Source organism: Nocardiopsis algeriensis (assembly GCF_014203695.1).
Taxonomy (GTDB): domain Bacteria; phylum Actinomycetota; class Actinomycetes; order Streptosporangiales; family Streptosporangiaceae; genus Nocardiopsis; species Nocardiopsis algeriensis.
The window spans coordinates 111,071-125,741 of sequence record NZ_JACHJO010000001.1; the positions used below are offsets into that span (position 1 = coordinate 111,071).

The 14,671-nt window shown below is 72.7% G+C and carries 11 protein-coding genes; 4 read left to right on the plus strand and 7 right to left on the minus strand.

Annotated features, from left to right (window positions below):
- The 5 genes from FHS13_RS00545 to FHS13_RS00565 all read right to left on the minus strand — a co-directional run bounded on the left by FHS13_RS00545 (window position 1) and on the right by FHS13_RS00565 (window position 8,915).
- Window positions 1-873: an ABC transporter substrate-binding protein gene (locus tag FHS13_RS00545; RefSeq protein ID WP_184285677.1), complete on the minus strand. Its 873-nt coding sequence runs from the start codon at window positions 871-873 to the stop codon at window positions 1-3.
- Between the two features lie 121 nt (window positions 874-994).
- Window positions 995-3,262, minus strand: a complete 2,268-nt coding sequence (locus tag FHS13_RS00550; protein WP_184285679.1) for a SpoIIE family protein phosphatase — start codon at window positions 3,260-3,262, stop codon at window positions 995-997.
- Between the two features lie 324 nt (window positions 3,263-3,586).
- Window positions 3,587-4,288 carry an iron-dependent transcriptional repressor DtxR gene (locus FHS13_RS00555; RefSeq protein WP_184285681.1) on the minus strand — a complete coding sequence of 234 codons (702 nt, stop codon included), beginning with the start codon at window positions 4,286-4,288 and terminating at the stop codon, window positions 3,587-3,589.
- Window positions 4,289-4,689: 401 nt separating this feature from the next.
- On the minus strand, window positions 4,690-5,343 hold the full coding sequence (gene pdxH / locus FHS13_RS00560; protein WP_184285683.1) for a pyridoxamine 5'-phosphate oxidase: 654 nt from the start codon (window positions 5,341-5,343) through the stop codon (window positions 4,690-4,692).
- A 56-nt stretch (window positions 5,344-5,399) separates the two neighbouring features.
- A complete protein-coding gene (locus tag FHS13_RS00565) occupies window positions 5,400-8,915 on the minus strand; it encodes an ABC transporter substrate-binding protein (RefSeq protein WP_184285685.1) in 3,516 nt (1,171 codons plus the stop codon).
- A 217-nt stretch (window positions 8,916-9,132) separates the two neighbouring features.
- Between FHS13_RS00565 and serC the strand changes: the two genes are divergently transcribed.
- From serC to FHS13_RS00580, 3 genes are all read left to right on the plus strand, one after another.
- A complete protein-coding gene (gene serC, locus FHS13_RS00570) occupies window positions 9,133-10,263 on the plus strand; it encodes a phosphoserine transaminase (protein WP_184285687.1) in 1,131 nt (376 codons plus the stop codon).
- A gap of 109 nt (window positions 10,264-10,372) precedes the next feature.
- On the plus strand, window positions 10,373-11,374 hold the full coding sequence (locus tag FHS13_RS00575) for a glycerophosphodiester phosphodiesterase family protein (protein WP_184285689.1): 1,002 nt from the start codon (window positions 10,373-10,375) through the stop codon (window positions 11,372-11,374).
- Between the two features lie 41 nt (window positions 11,375-11,415).
- Window positions 11,416-12,024 carry a CGNR zinc finger domain-containing protein gene (locus FHS13_RS00580; protein WP_246404264.1) on the plus strand — a complete coding sequence of 203 codons (609 nt, stop codon included), beginning with the start codon at window positions 11,416-11,418 and terminating at the stop codon, window positions 12,022-12,024.
- A gap of 6 nt (window positions 12,025-12,030) precedes the next feature.
- Here FHS13_RS00580 and FHS13_RS00585 read toward each other — a convergent pair whose 3' ends face one another.
- The gene (locus tag FHS13_RS00585; RefSeq protein WP_184285691.1) at window positions 12,031-13,110 is read right to left on the minus strand and encodes a hypothetical protein; all 1,080 of its coding nucleotides are present in this window, start codon (window positions 13,108-13,110) and stop codon (window positions 12,031-12,033) included.
- Between the two features lie 90 nt (window positions 13,111-13,200).
- Between FHS13_RS00585 and FHS13_RS00590 the strand changes: the two genes are divergently transcribed.
- Window positions 13,201-13,920 (plus strand): 3-keto-5-aminohexanoate cleavage protein, encoded by a 720-nt coding sequence (locus FHS13_RS00590; RefSeq protein WP_184285692.1) that lies wholly within the window; start codon window positions 13,201-13,203, stop codon window positions 13,918-13,920.
- Window positions 13,921-14,077: 157 nt separating this feature from the next.
- On the opposite strand, the gene thpR is transcribed toward FHS13_RS00590, so the two are convergent.
- Window positions 14,078-14,665: an RNA 2',3'-cyclic phosphodiesterase gene (thpR, locus tag FHS13_RS00595; protein WP_184285694.1), complete on the minus strand. Its 588-nt coding sequence runs from the start codon at window positions 14,663-14,665 to the stop codon at window positions 14,078-14,080.
- Between the last annotated feature and the right edge of the window lie 6 nt (window positions 14,666-14,671).

Consider the following 14,671-nt stretch of genomic DNA (forward strand, 5'->3'; position numbering starts at 1 on the left):
TCAGCTCAGCTCAGGGGCTTCGGCGGCCTCGGAGAGCCACTCCTGCTCGAGGCGGTCCAGGGTGCCGTCCTCGCGCAGGGTGTCCACCGCCCGGCTGACGCACTCGGTGAGGGGCGAGCCCAGGTCCAGGACGAGGCCGAACTGCTCGGAGACCGCGTCGCTCTGGGGCAGCTGGCCGACGATGACGCCGTCCTCCAGCTCGGCGGAGGTCACGTAGAAGGCGGTGGGCAGGTCGAGGACGATCGCGTCCACCTGTCCGTTCTCCAGGGCCTGCTTGGCGTCGTCGTTGTTGTTGTACACGAGGGGGTCGCCCTCGAGGTCGACGGTCTCCAGCAGCGTGTCGTAGCTGGTCGTGCCGACCTGGGCCCCGACGGACAGCCCGGCCAGGTCGGCCAGGGAGGAGGCCTCGGCCGCCTCGGTGCCCTCCAGCGCCACGACGGCCTGCCGCACGTCGTAGTAGGGGCTGGAGAAGTCGACGGCCTCGCGGCGCTCCTCGGTGATGGAGAACTGGTTGATGTCGAAGTCGTAGCTCTTGGGCCCCGGCTGGATGGCGTTGTTGAAGGTCACCGTGGTCCACTCGACCTGCTCGGCGCCGTAACCCAGTTCCTCGGCGACCGCGAAGGCGACCGCGGACTCGAAGCCCTCGCCGTTGGAGGGGTCGTCGTCGACGAACCACGGCGGGTAGGCGGGGCTGTCGGTTCCGATGGTGAGGACGCCCTCCGCGAGGGTGGGCAGCGAGTCGGGAGCGCACTCGACGGGCTCACCGCCGCCGGCGGCGGTCTGCTCCTCCTCGGGGGCGCAGGCGGTCGCGGCGAGGACGGTGCCGGCGGCTGCCGCGGCGAACAGGCGACGCGCACGGGGATTGAGGGACATTCCTGGCACTCCGGAGACTCAGGGGATTTTCCCTCAATTATCTATGCAGGTCACCGCATACCCATGGCCGGGGGTGCCCCGGTACTCCCGGCAGACGGCAGGTGACGGTGCGTCCCCGGCGCTACTCCTGCTCGCCCTCGGGGCTGTGCATCGGCATCTCGAACCAGACCGCCTTGCCGTCCGGGGTCGGCCGCGCTCCCCACCTGCTGGCCAGCTGGTCCACCAGGTACAGTCCCCGGCCGCCCTCGTCGTCGGCGGCGGCGCTGCGGATGCGCGGCAGGCGCAGGTCGTTGTCGAAGACCTCCACCCACACCCGGGAGGCGCCCCGCCGGATCCGCAGCAGGAACTCCTTCTTCTCCGGGTCCTCGGCCTCGCCCTCCTCGGTCTCGGCCACCGCCTCCAGCAGGTCGCTCCAGTCCTCGTCGAACTCGTCGTCCGCGCCTCCCTGGTCGAAGGGCAGCTCGGAGTCGCGCACGCCCCCGGAGGTGAACTCGCGGTGCACGGGGTGCGGGGTGGCGTGGATGACCACGTTGGTGACGATCTCCGAGACCAGCAGGCAGGCGAGTTCCGCCTGGTCCCGGTCCATCTCCCAGTCCTTGAACGTGCTCGCCGCCAGGTGGCGGGCCTCGCCCACGGTGGAGGCCTCGGAGCGGAACCAGCCCTCCCGCAGGGCGAGCCGCTCGGAGTCGGCCCGCACGACCATCAGCGCGGTGTCGTCGACCCGGTCCCCCGGGACGCTGTGCAGGGCCGCCTCGGCGATCTGCTCCACGTCCTTGTCGGCGACCTCGGCGACCCGCTCCACCAGGCGCGCCATCGCGCGTTCGTGGTCGGCCTCCCCGCCCGGGGCCCGGTTGACCAGGCCGTCGGTGTACAGGAGCAGGGTCGCGCCGGCGGGCAGCTGCAGGTTGGCCTGGTGGTAGACGATGTCCTCGCCCGCGCCGCCCTTGGCGCGCACGCCGAGCAGGCGGTCGGTGACCTCCAGGTCGAGCTTCTCGACGGAGTCCGAGGTGACCAGGAGCGGCGGAGCGTGCCCGGCGTTGGCGTAGGACAGCTCGCGCGACCAGGCGTCGTAGACCATGTAGAGGCAGCTGACGCTGGGGACCCAGGTCTCGCCCTCCTCGTCGGTCTCACCGAGCTGGCGCACCCACTCGTCGAGCTCCTGGAGGATGTCGGCGGGCTCCCGGTCGGCCTGGGCGAAGGCGCGCAGCGCGGCGCGCAGCTGGCCCATGACGGCGGCGGCGTAGGGGCCGTGCCCCTCGACGTCGCCGATGACCAGGCCCACGCGTCCCGCCGACAGCGGGATGGCGTCGTAGAAGTCGCCGCCCGCCTGGACCTGGGCACCGTGCCCGTGGTGCGGATGGAAGGGACCCGCCGCCAGGTAGCGGTGGGAGAGGGACAGCCCGTCCAGGGACGGGAAGCGGCTGGGCAGGAGGCTGCGCTGGAAGGCCTCGGCCGTGCGGCGCTCCTCCTCGAACAGGCGGGCGTTGTCGATGGCCAGGGCGACCCGGGAGGCGATGGCGCCCACGAGGTCGCGGTCGAACCCGCCGTAGGTGCTCTTGTGGCGGGGCGAGAGGCCGGACAGGGCGAGGGTGAGCACGCCGAGCACCTCGCCGCGGGCCCGCAGCGGGGCGGCGATCGCGGAGGTGACGCCGACCTGGCGGGAGACCTGGTCGGAGCGGACGTTCGGGGAGTTCGCGAAGAGGTGGTCGCTGCTGACGAAGGTCTCCAGGCGGCGCAGCGCCTGGGTGACGAAGTGGCGCTCGGGGTAGCGGACCTCGTCGCCGACGCCGAACCAGGTGTTGGGCGGAGGGGTCCAGCCCTCGGCGTGCACCGAGACCCGCCGGATGAGCCGCTCGCCCTCGTAGAGGTCGATGAAGCAGTGGTCGGCGAACTGCGGGACGAGGATGCCCGCCACGCCCTCGACGGTGGAGTCGAACTCCAGGGAGCCGGCCAGGCGGGTGCCGATCCGCTCCATCAGGCCGTACTGCTCCTCCACCCGGCCGCTGCGCAGGGCCTCGCGCGCGATGAGGGTGATGCCGTCGATCTCGCCGTCCTCGCCGCGCATGGGCACGGCCTGGGCGCGCACGTGGATCCACGTGGAGTCGCCCCGGAGCACGGCGAAGGTGCCCTCCCACGGGTCGCCGCGCAGGACGCGCCGGGCCAGCTGGGAGGCGTGTTCGCGGTCGGACTCGTGGATCCCGATGTCGAGGAGGGACCTGCCGACGTAGTCGCGCCCTCCGACGAAGCCGAAGAGTTCGCGTGCGAAGGGATTCCAGTAGCGCAGCCGACTGAAGCGGTCGATGACGACGATGGCGATCTGCGCCTGGTCGACGACCGCCGCCGTGGCGAGCGAGTCGCCCTCCCGGAAGGGCTCACCCCACCGTGTCATCTAGCCGCCACCTCGCCGTCATGAGCTGCAGACATGCCCGCTCCGGGTACCCCGTACGACCGCACCTTGAAGTGAGCGTAGCAACACCGTCAACGTTCCCGCAGCGCAATGTGACAATCCCGATGGACGACAGATCCTTGCACATCCCGTGTCCGTGCTGATCACCGGGGTGGTTCGACGGGTACCGCCCGTCGCCGGCGGTGCCCCGGCGCGCTCCCCGCAAGGGCGGGGAGGGGCCGCTGCGGGTCCTCCGCCGATCGGGGAGAACGCAGCGGGAGACGTGCCGGGGCGCCGCGCGGCGAGGCGGATGTCCATCGAACGCGCCTAGGGTTTGGCGACGAAGATGAGGCCCGCGACGGCGGCCGAGAACTCGGCGGACCCGGCGCCCTCGCCGGAGACCCGGATCCCGTCGTCGGAGGCGCGCACCGCGACCTCCCGGCCGGGCTTGGCGCCGGCCTCGCACAGTGCCCGCATGATGTCGGCGTCGGACTGGAGCTGCTCGCTGATGCGGCGGACGGTGACAGTGGTCTCCGTCCCGGTCGCGGCGTCGGCCAGCGGCACGATGGAGTCGTCCGTGAAGGGCTCGGGAGAGTAGTCTTCCAGCCCCAGCTCGTCGAGTCCGGGGATCGGGTTGCCGTGCGGGCACACCGAGGGTGCGTTGAGCAGCCCGACCAGGCGCTCCTCGACCGCCTCGGAGATGACGTGCTCCCAGCGGCAGGCCTCGATGTGGACGTCCTCCCAGGGGAGTCCGATGACGTCGACCAGGAGCCGTTCGGCCAGGCGGTGCTTGCGCATGACGTGGGTGGCGAGTCTTCGGCCCTCGGGCGTCATGACGAGGTGCCGGTCGTTCTCGACGCGCAGCAGGCCGTCGCGCTCCATGCGGGCCACGGTCTGGCTCACCGTCGGGCCGCTCTGGTGCAGGCGCTCGGCGATGCGCGCCCGAAGGGGGACGATTCCCTCCTCCTCCAGTTCGAAGACCGTCCGGAGGTACATCTCCGTGGTATCGATCAGCCCGTGTGCGGTCAAGGCTCCCCTCCCATGGCTCTGCACCCGTCGTACGGTCACGGCGGGCACGGCGGGTCTCTCACAACACAGGTCGGGGTGACGTGATTCCCGGGAGCCGAGTGGGGGCCGGGCGCATCCACATGACCGCGGGAGCGACCACCGATGCCGTAAGCATATCGCGATAACGCCGACATGCATTTCTGTACCGTCTCACCATACGGACGCCTCTCGGGTGCGACAATCCCCCTGCACAAGGGTTTTCCGGCCTTCCTGCCTCGGGACCTTCGACGGCATCGGCCGGGCCTGCCTCTCCTTGCCACCCCTGTCCGCTCGGCGGACAATGCTCCGTACACCGGTACGAAGCGGCCAAGGTCACACCAGGGGGCCCGTCCCGCGTCAGCCCTGACACCCGGAGCCGGGTGTCAGGGGGCCAGGCGGTCGATGCGCCAGGAGCCGCCGGGTTCCAGGAGGTAGCGGAAGCGGTCGTGCATGCGGTCGGCTCCGCCCTGCCAGAACTCCACCTCCTCGGGCATCAGCCGGAAGCCGCCCCAGTACGAGGGCCGGGGGACCTCCTCGCCCGCACTCCAGACGGTCTCGAACCCGCGGTAGAGCCGGTCCAGCTCCTCGCGGTCGGCGACGGGGGTGGACTGGCGCTCGCTGGCCCAGGCGCCCAGCTGGGAGCCGCGCGGCCGGGAGGCGAAGTAGCGGTCGTTCTCCTCGTCGGTGAGCTGCTCCACGCGGCCGGCGAACAGCACCTGCCGCCGGATCGCGTGCCAGGGGAAGACCGCGCTCGCCCGCGGATCCTCCGCCAGGGCCGCGCCCTTGCGAGAGGTGTAGTTGGTGAAGAAGCGCAGGCCCGTGCGGTCGTAGCCCTTCATGAGCACGGTCCGGGCGCGGGGCATGCCGCTGGGCTCCACCGAGGCCAGCACCATGGCGTTGGGCTCGGCCAGGCCTTCCCCGCAGGCGTCCTCGAACCACAGGTGGAACTGGGCCATGGGGTGGTCTTCCAGGTCCTCCCGGCGCAGGGGCTCGCCCCGATAGGGTCTGCGCAGTTCGGCGGGGTCTCGACGGTTCACGGACGGCATCCTCTCGCGTCCCCCCGGGTCGGCGCCACCCCGGCGCGGCGCGTGGCTCACCCGCACCCCGGTCCGGGGTCGGCCGTGTCCGGGGTGATCCTGCCGCAGGCGGCGACGACGTGCTGGCGCTGCCCGTCCTCCCCGAGCGGGCCCACCACGACGAGCTGCACCATGCGCTCGGGGTACCAGTTGCCCTCCGAGGGCTCACCGAAGCCGATGTGGCCCGAGACGGCGGAGAGTCCGGACGTGTTCTGGATCCGCTCCACCAGTGCGTGCCGCTCCTCCTCGTAGCCGGTGTCGGTGCCCAGGAAGGGCGAGGGCGGCGCGGACGGGGCGGCACCGGCGGGTGCGGGGTGGGCGATGTCCTTCAGCGCCCGGGAGAGGACGGCGAGGGCGTCCGAGGCGAGGGCGGCGTGCGCGATCGAGGGCCTGCCGCCGTCCGCCTCCACCATGGCCGCGTCCGTCCCTTGGGCGGTCTCCCCGCCGTTCTCGCCGTTCTCGCCGTCCTCGTCGTCCTTGTCGTCCCCGTCGTCCTTCGCGTCCTCCAGCTCGCGGGCGAGCTCCGCGATCTCGGGGTAGAAGGCGCGCTCGCTGCTGTCGGTGTTGAGGCCCCACGTCCCGCTGGCCGCCAGCGGGGTGTAGAACACCGGGTACCCGGCGGCGTGGCCGATCGTCTCGGCGTGGTCGGTGACGAACTTCGCGACGTCGTCGCCGGCCAGCACGTCCACGCCCGAGTCCACACACCTGCCCTCCTTCTGGATCTGCGCGTGGAACTCGCCGAAGTCGACGGAGCGCCCGGCGAAGTAGATGAGGTCGGGCGGGTCCTCGGCGCACACCTCCCGGAGGATCTCGCTCTGGCTCGTGCCGCCCTCCTGGTAGGGCACCACCCCCGGGGCCGGAGCGGCGGGCTCGTCGGCGAGGGCGATGGGGGGCGGTTCCCCCTCTCCCTCCCACGCCCGGCCTCCGAGGGCCCGGAAGGCCGACATGAACTCCACCGCCAGGTGGGGTCCGTAGCTCTCCCCCTCGTTGCTGTTGGCGACGGCGACCGCGGTGCGGGCCGGCCCCAGCTCCGCGGGAGCGCCCTCCGCGTCCGTGTCCCCCTCCCACGCCACGCCCTCGTAGGCCCAGGCCGCGGCCTGCTCCGCCAGGCGGCTGTTGGAGGGGGCGAGGGGGAAGAAGTACTGGCTGTACTTGCCGGAGGCCTCCCGGGCGACGCCGTCGAAGGTGGCCGTGGTGCCGATCATGGGGATCTGGGCGGCGCTGAGCACGCGTATCGCCTCGCTGTTGGGCTGCACGCTGTGGCCGAAGCCGACCGCCGCGACGGGCCGGTCCATGCCGAGCCGCTCGTTGCGCGAGCGCTCCACGATCTGCTCCGCGACCTCGGCGGCGTGCGCCCAGTCGTCCCCGGTGTTGGCGAGGAGGATCTTGAGCCTGGGCAGGGTCCGGCTGCTGGAGGAGTTGTGCACGTGCTGCTGGTACGCGAGCCCGAGGAGCTCGCCCTGCACGCCTGCCAGGTCGAGGGCGCCCGCGTCCCCGGAGGTCAGGCTGAGGGAGGCGACGTAGACCACGGTGACGTGGTTCTCCTTGTCCCCGACGGCCTCGTTCTGGTCGTGGATGCGGTCGGTGACCTCCTCGAGGCGGTCGTGGAAGACGAAGTCGCCGAAGGTGAGGCCGACGCAGTCCTGGCCGTGCCGCTCGATGCCCCGAGGCGTCCACAGCCCTCCTCCGGTGCACGGGTTGAACTGCGCGGTGACGACCGGACCGGCGACACCGACGACCAGGACGGCGGATGCGGTGAGGGCGGCGAGCGCACCCGTCGCCATGGCGGCGAGGGCCCCGCCGCTCCACACGGTGACGGGCGCGGGCGGTTCGGGGTTGGAGCGCCAGGAGCGGTCGCGGCCGTCGCCCCCGGGCACCGGCGCGCGGGCGGGCACCGGCAGGGTGAGGAGGCGCTCCCGGCCGAGCACGCCGGCGGTGTAGCGGTGGCGCAGCCACAGGGAGACCGGTTCCTCGGGGCGCCTGCCGTTCTCGGCCTCGGGCAGCACGGGGTAGCGCAGGACGTCGGTGCCGCCGAGCAGCGGCTCGGACTCGGCGGCGCGCACCTGGACGATCAGCAGGGGGTCGGGGAAGGCGCGGCGCAGCCGCTCGTCCTCGATGAGACGGACGAGGTAGCGGCCCCGCCGGTCCAGGTTCTCCTGGTCGACGACGAGGACGGGGCGGTGGCGGCGGCCGCGCCGGGACCTCGGCAGGCGCCGCGGGGAACGCGCTCCGTGCGTCTGGGCGAGGTCGTCGAGGAAGGCGTTGACGGCGAGGCGGTGGACCCCGGGCGGGGGGTCGGTCCGCGGTTCGTCCCGGCTGCCCTCCCCGGTTCCGGTGCCCCGGTTCCCGGCCCGGGCACCGGAGAGCTGGTGGAGCATCCACGCGAAGCGCCCGCCGTCCGCCGCGGGCGCCGGGTCCGGCCCGGGCCGGGAGGCGAACCTGCCGGTGAGGCGGCCGCCCTCCCTCTTGAGCTGGTTGAGGACGTGGACCCCGCGGACCCGGTGGTTGCGCAGCTCGCCGCCCCGGCCTCCTCCGGCCTCCCCGGGGCCGACCACGTAGCGGTGGTGTCCGAGCCACCGGTAGGAGCGCCAGGGCAGGACGAGGAAAAGACCGAGCACGACGTAGAAGGCGACCAGCAGCAGTCCGGTGCCGATGGTGACCAGGTTGTTGATGGTCTGCAGGGCGAGGATGGAGTAGCCGGCCACCACGGTGCCCAGGATGATCGGGGCGCCGTAGGTGAGGCAGTTGACGACGAACCCGCCGGGGGTGAGTACGCGCTCGTCGGCCTTGCCGAAGGTGATCCGGCCGGACATGCGGGCGACCAGGCCCGCGACCCGCTGGAAGTTTCTCTCGTAGAGACCCTTGACGCCGGTGCGGATGCGCTGGGGCCGCCGACCGGTGCCCGCGGTGTCCCTGCCCGCCGGTGCGAGCTTGACCCGGCTCAGCTCCGCCACCAGGTAGACCTGCGCCTTGAGGCTGCCCTCGAGGTCGTCCCCCTCCGGGGTGACCTCCTCACCGGACACGGCGGTCTTGATCCTGCCCAGGTCGCACAGGTACAGCCACAGCAGGGAGCGCAACCGGGAGAAGGAGGGCCAGGGCGGCGGCCTGCGCCATCCGCGCCGCCGGCCGCCGCGGGGCGCGGCGGCGTCGGCCCCGGCCACCAGTTCCGACATGAGGCCGTAGAGCTCGTCGGTGGTGGCCCAGGCTTCCTCCCCGGGAGGCCTCCTGCTCTCCGAGGACAGCCGCCAGCAGGGCTGGTCCCCGCAGCGAGCCTCCAGGACCGAGAGCAGCGCCCTGCGGTCCCCGGGGTCCTCCAGCACCAGGTCGAGCACGGGCGGGGGGTCGTCGGTGTCACCGCGCTGGAGGCCGCCCCTGTTGCCGAGCGATCGCCTGCGGGCGGCCCGCTTCGCCATGCGCGCCGACTGCCGGACCTCGGAGGCGCCCGGTCTGGCCCGGAGGGCGTCGAAGGCCCTGAGGAAGGCCGTGTCACCGGGGCCGGCCGGAGGCCGCCGACCGTTCTCGTCCTCGACCACAGGCACTCCCTCGATGCACGTTTTGCGTGTTCCACCCCCGAATCAGGCTTATTAGACAACAGGCGGAACCGAAGTTTCATCAAAAATGCAGAAATTGATACTGGCCCAAACCGGCCAGAACCTCCGGAACCCCCGCAGCCTGCTCCCCTGCCGCCGAATTCCGCGGCACCGAACCCCGCCCCTGACCGGCGGTACCGCCCCTCCCGCCACTACTCTGGTGACCGTGACCGACCAGATTCAGATTCCCGCGAACATGCTGCCCTCCGACGGCCGCTTCGGCAGCGGACCGTCCAAGGTGCGCCCCGCCCAGCTGGAGGCCCTCGCCTCCTCCGGCTCCCGGTACATGGGGACCTCGCACCGCCAGAAGCCGGTGAAGTCTCTCGTCTCCCGGGTCCGCTCCGGGGTGAGCGACCTGTTCTCCCTCCCCGAGGGGTACGAGGTCGTCCTCGGCAACGGCGGCACCACCGCCTTCTGGGACATCGCCGCCCACGGTCTGCTGCGCAGCAAGTCCCAGCACCTGTCGTTCGGTGAGTTCTCGAGCAAGTTCGCGAAGGTCGCCAAGGGCGCTCCGTGGCTGGAGGAGCCCACCGTCGTCGGCACCGACCCGGGCAGCCACGGCGAGGCCGTCGCCGAGGCCGGTGTGGACGCCTACGCGCTCACCCACAACGAGACCTCGACCGGCGTGGCGATGCCGATCCGGCGCGTGGCCGGCGCGGACGAGGACGCCCTGGTCCTGGTCGACGCCACCAGCGGTGCGGGCGGCCTGCCGGTCGACATCGCCGAGACCGACGTCTACTACTTCGCCCCGCAGAAGAGCTTCGCCGCCGACGGCGGTCTGTGGATCGCCGTCATGTCGCCCAAGGCTCTGGCCCGGGCCGAGGAGATCGCCGGCAGCGGCCGGTACATCCCCGAGTTCTTCTCGCTGACCACCGCGATCGACAACTCGCGCAAGGACCAGACCTACAACACCCCGGCCGTGGCCACGCTGCTGCTCCTGGCCGAGCAGCTGGAGTGGATGAACACCCAGGGCGGGCTGGAGTGGACGACGGCGCGCACCGCCGAGTCCTCCGGGATCCTGTACGAGTGGGCCGAGAAGTCCCCCGTCGCGACGCCGTTCGTCTCCGACCCGGCCAAGCGCTCGCAGGTCGTGGGGACCATCGACTTCAGCGACGACGTGGACGCCGCCGCGGTGGCGAAGGTGCTGCGCGCCAACGGCGTCGTGGACACCGAGCCCTACCGCAAGCTGGGCCGCAACCAGCTGCGCGTCGCCATGTTCCCGGCGGTGGAGCCCGAGGACGTGCGGGCGCTGACCGCGTGCATCGACTTCGTGCTCGACAAGCTGTCCTGACCCCAGCCGCCCCCGCCTCCGCGGCGGGGCCGCACGACGGAGGCCGGCCCGTGCTCACATGGGGCGGCCTCCCCCTTTTCCCATCCCGGATTCTCAGAACGGTTCGACTGTGCGCAGGAACAAGAAGGAACTCCCCATCAAGATCATCTCGCACCGGGGTGCGCCGGGCCATCGGCCCGAGCACACGCTGGCGTCCTACGAGCTGGGCGCGCGCCACGGGGGCGACTTCATCGAGATGGACCTGGTCTCCACCAAGGACGGAAGGCTGATCTGCCGCCACGAGCAGGAGATCGGCGGGACCACGGACGTCGCCTCGCGCCCGGAGTTCGCCGACCGCCGCACCACCCGCACGATCGACGGCCGCGAGGTCACGGGCTTCTTCGCGCAGGACTTCACGCTGGAGGAGATCAGGACGCTGCGTGCCGTGGAGCGGCTGCAGGACGTGCGCAAGGCCAACACCGTGATGGACGGGACCTACGGGATCCCGACCCTGGAGGAGGTCGTCGAGCTGGCGCTGTCCCTGACCGAGGAGCTGAAGCGGCCGATCGGGATCTACCCGGAGACCAAGCACCCGTCCTACCACGTGTCGCAGGGACTGGATCTGGAGCCGGTCCTGGTCGAGGCGCTGCGCGAGGCGGGGCTGACGGGTCCCGAGCCGAAGGTGCCGGTGTTCCTGCAGTCGTTCGAGGCCGAGAGCCTGCGCAGGCTCGCCGAGACGGAGCTGCCGCTGGTGTTCCTCATGGCCCCGAGGGAGCCGTGGACGCAGTACACCACCCCCGAGGGCCTGGCCGAGGTCGCGTCGTTCGCCCATGCCATCGGCCCGGAGAAGAGCATGGTCCTGCCCCTGGCCGAGGACGGCGACCTGGACGAGCCTACCGGCCTGGTGGAGGCCGCGCACGAGGCGGGCCTGCTGGTGCACCCGTGGACGTTCCGCAGCGAGAACCACTTCCTGCCGGCGCCGCTGCGCTCGGACGGCGGCCCCGACGAGTACGGGGGGTTCGCCGCGGAGTACGAGGCGTTCTTCGAGGCGGGTGTGGACGGGGTGTTCACGGACTTCTCCCGGCACGCCTTCCTGGCCCGCGAGTACTTCCTGGAGGCAGGCGGGCAGTAGCCGCCCGGGGGTGCCCCGCCGGTTCCGCCTACCCTGGTCGCATGACGCCGCGCACGACCGGCCTGCCGATGAGTCCCCGGCACGGAGCGCCGTACGTGTTCGACCCGGGGACCCTCTGCCTGGAGCTGCTCCTCACCGGCGGCCCCGGCCCCTACGCCGTCCACGAGGTGCTGCACGAGCCCCGGCGGTTCGCCGAGTGGCTGGCCCTGTGCCGCCTGCGCCTGGATCCGGGGCAGATGTCGGTCTCCGCGGCCGAGCTCGCCGAGGTCAGGGCCACCCGGGACGCGCTGTGGCGCCTGGCCCTGGCCCGCGCCCGCGGCGGTGTCCTCCCCGAGGAGGACGTCGCCGCGGTCAACCGGGCCGCGGCCCGGCCCCCGCTCGCTCCCGCGCTCTCCGCGGACGGCACCCGCGCCTGGGTCCTGCCCGCCACCGCCTCGGAGGTGCTGTCCGCCTTCGCGCGCGACGCGGTCGAGTTGTTCACCGGACCCTTCGCCGAGCGCGTCCGCGAGTGCGCCGCCTCCGACTGCGGGCTGGTCTTCGTCGACACCTCACGTCCGGGGAGGCGCCGCTGGTGCTCCATGGAGCGCTGCGGCAACCGCCAGAAGGTCCGTTCGCTGCGCGCCCGCCGCGAGACCGGGGGCACCGGTTGAGCCCGCTCAGCCCTTGCGGGCCAGGAGGACGATGCCGCCGATGAGGAGTGCGGCGACCAGGGCCCCTGCCAGGACGAAGGGGGCCGCGCCGCCGGACTCCTCGGTCGCCTCCTCCCGTTCCTCCGGGCTCTCCTCGGCCGACTCTCCCCCGGGTTCCTCGGCCGGTTCCTCCGCAGCGCTTCCAGGGCGCAGGTGCTCGGCCAGCGGGACGCGCCAGACCGGGGCCGCCGTGCCCTCGGTCCCCGCCATGAGGGCGGTGCTGTCGGGGGTGAAGGCGATCGACTCGCCCTGCTCGGACTCGGGCAGGTCGAAGGAGCCGATCGAGCGGCCGGGGACCCCGTCGGAGGAGTCGTACACGGTCACGCCCCAGTAGGTGCGGATCGCGTAGCGGGTGCCGTCGGCGCTGAAGGCGGCGTCGGTGGCGAACAGGGGTGCGGAGTCGACGCGCTCCAGGGTGTTCACCCCCTGCGGGTCGAGCTCCTCGGGGGCCGAATAGAGTCCGCCGGCGAACTCCTTGGACACCACGTGGATGCGCCCGTCGCGCGGGTCGACCAGCATCGACTCGGCGTCGCGGCCGCCGTCGGCGTAGGCGAAGGTGAGCACGTCGGGGGCGATCACCAGGTCGGTGAGCGTCCCGGGTTCGGGAAACCGGTACACCCGCACCTCGCTCCAGGAGCCGCCGAAGTTGTCACCGATGTCGCCCACGTACACGGCGGGCTCCCCGTCGGGTCCGGGGGCGACGGCGATCGCCTCCCAGTCGCGCCGCTGCAGGTCGAGGGTGACGGTGGCGAGCGTGCGGCCCTCACTGTCGACCGCGAACACCTGGGTGGGGTGGTCGCCGCTGTCGTTGTGCGTCCACCACACCCCCTCGTGGCGCAGGGAGGGCGCGATGCCGCTCGATTCGGAGATCCGCTCGTCCTGGAAGGTGAAGGCGATCTCCGAGCCCTCGGGGCCCTCGCCGCCGCGCGGGTAGTCCGGGCCCGTGCCTCCCGGCTCCAGCGGGTCGGCCGCCGCCGGGAGCGGCGCCAGGGCCGTCAGGAGCGCCGCGGCCAGGGCCGCGGCCGAGCACGAGAGAGGTCTTCCCATGGCGGACATCCTGCCAGGGAAGGGCGACCCGCGCGTGTACCCGGGTCCTGGGGGGCACATTCAGCGTAGCGAGCGCCCTGAGGAGAGCCTATGAAGATCGTCGCATGTCTGAACGGGGACCGCCGTCCCGGCGCGCATCCGGCCCTGCCCGTCTCCGTGGAGCACATCGTGGCCGACGCCCACGAGGCGGTGGCCGCCGGTGCGACCGCGATCCACGTGCACCCGCGCGACGCCGCGGGCGCCGAGTCGCTGGAACCTCAGGTGGTCGCCCCGCTCATGGAGCGGCTGTACGCCGAGGGGCCGCAGGTCCCCGTGTCGCTGACGACGGCGCTGTCCGCGCAGCCCGACCCCTGGCGGCGCTACGACCTGGTGCAGAGGTGGCCGTCCTCGGCCCTGCCGCACTCGGTGACGGTGAACATGCACGAACCGGGCTCGGTGGACCTGATCCACCTGCTGAACGACCGCCGGATCGGGGTGGAGGCGGGCGTGTGGACCCCGGAGGCCGCGCGCATCCTCGTCGCGACGCGGGTCGACGTGGAGTCGGTGCTGGTGGAGCCCACGCAGATGGCGGTGGAGGACGCGCGGGACAACGCGAGGGCGATCATGTCCCTGCTGGACCGGGCCGGGGTGACCGTGCCCCGGCTCCTGCACGGGACGGACGCGACGTCGTGGCCGGTCCTGGAGGACGCCGTGGCGGCCGGGCTGGACATCCGGATCGGTCTGGAGGACACCATGCGCATGCCCGACGGCTCCGAGGCCCACGACAACGCGGCCCTGGTCGCGCACGCGGTGGCGCTCGCCGCGGGATGACCCGGGGGCGTGCCCCGTCCCGCCCTCCGCCGTCGCCCGGCGACCGCCCCGGCCGGGGTACCTCAGCCGAGGAAGGCGCCGAGGACGACGGCGAGCATGATGAAGCCCAGCACCACGGGCAGCAGCCAGCGCTGCTTGCGGTTGTTGGTGAGCATGCTCATGACGTGCTCCGCTCGGAATGTGGATCGGGATTCGGTTTCCAGCCTAATGCCCAGGTCCGGGCAGTTCGGTAGCGGTCGGTGGTTCCGGGGCGGCTCTCCAGCAGGTGCACCTCGCGCGCCCGCCACCCCCGGCCGTGCGGGGCTCCGGCTCCCCGGACGGTGCCGGTGAGGTCGCGGGCCGGGCTGCTGCGGGCGACCGTCAGGTGCGGGGTGTAGGGGCGCCGTTCGACCCGGACACCGCAGCTCCCGGCGGCTTCCCGCAGGTCGCGGACCAGATCTCCGAGGGCGCCGGTGTCACCGTCCACGCCCGCCCACAGGACGGAGGCCCGCTCCGGGACGGGGAAGGCGCCCCACCCCCGGACGGCGAGGGAGAGGGGCCCGTGCGCGGCCACGGCGTCCCCGAGGGCGTCGGCGAGGTCCGGGACGCGCTCCTCCCCGACCTCGCCGAGGAAGACGAGTGTGATGTGCCACTCGGCCTCCGGCGCCCACCGGAGCCCCGGCGCGGTGCGGCGCCCGCCGTCGACGGCGGTCCGCACGGCCTCCAGGGCCCGGGCGGGCGGTACGAGTGCCGTGAAGAGTCTCATGCGCCC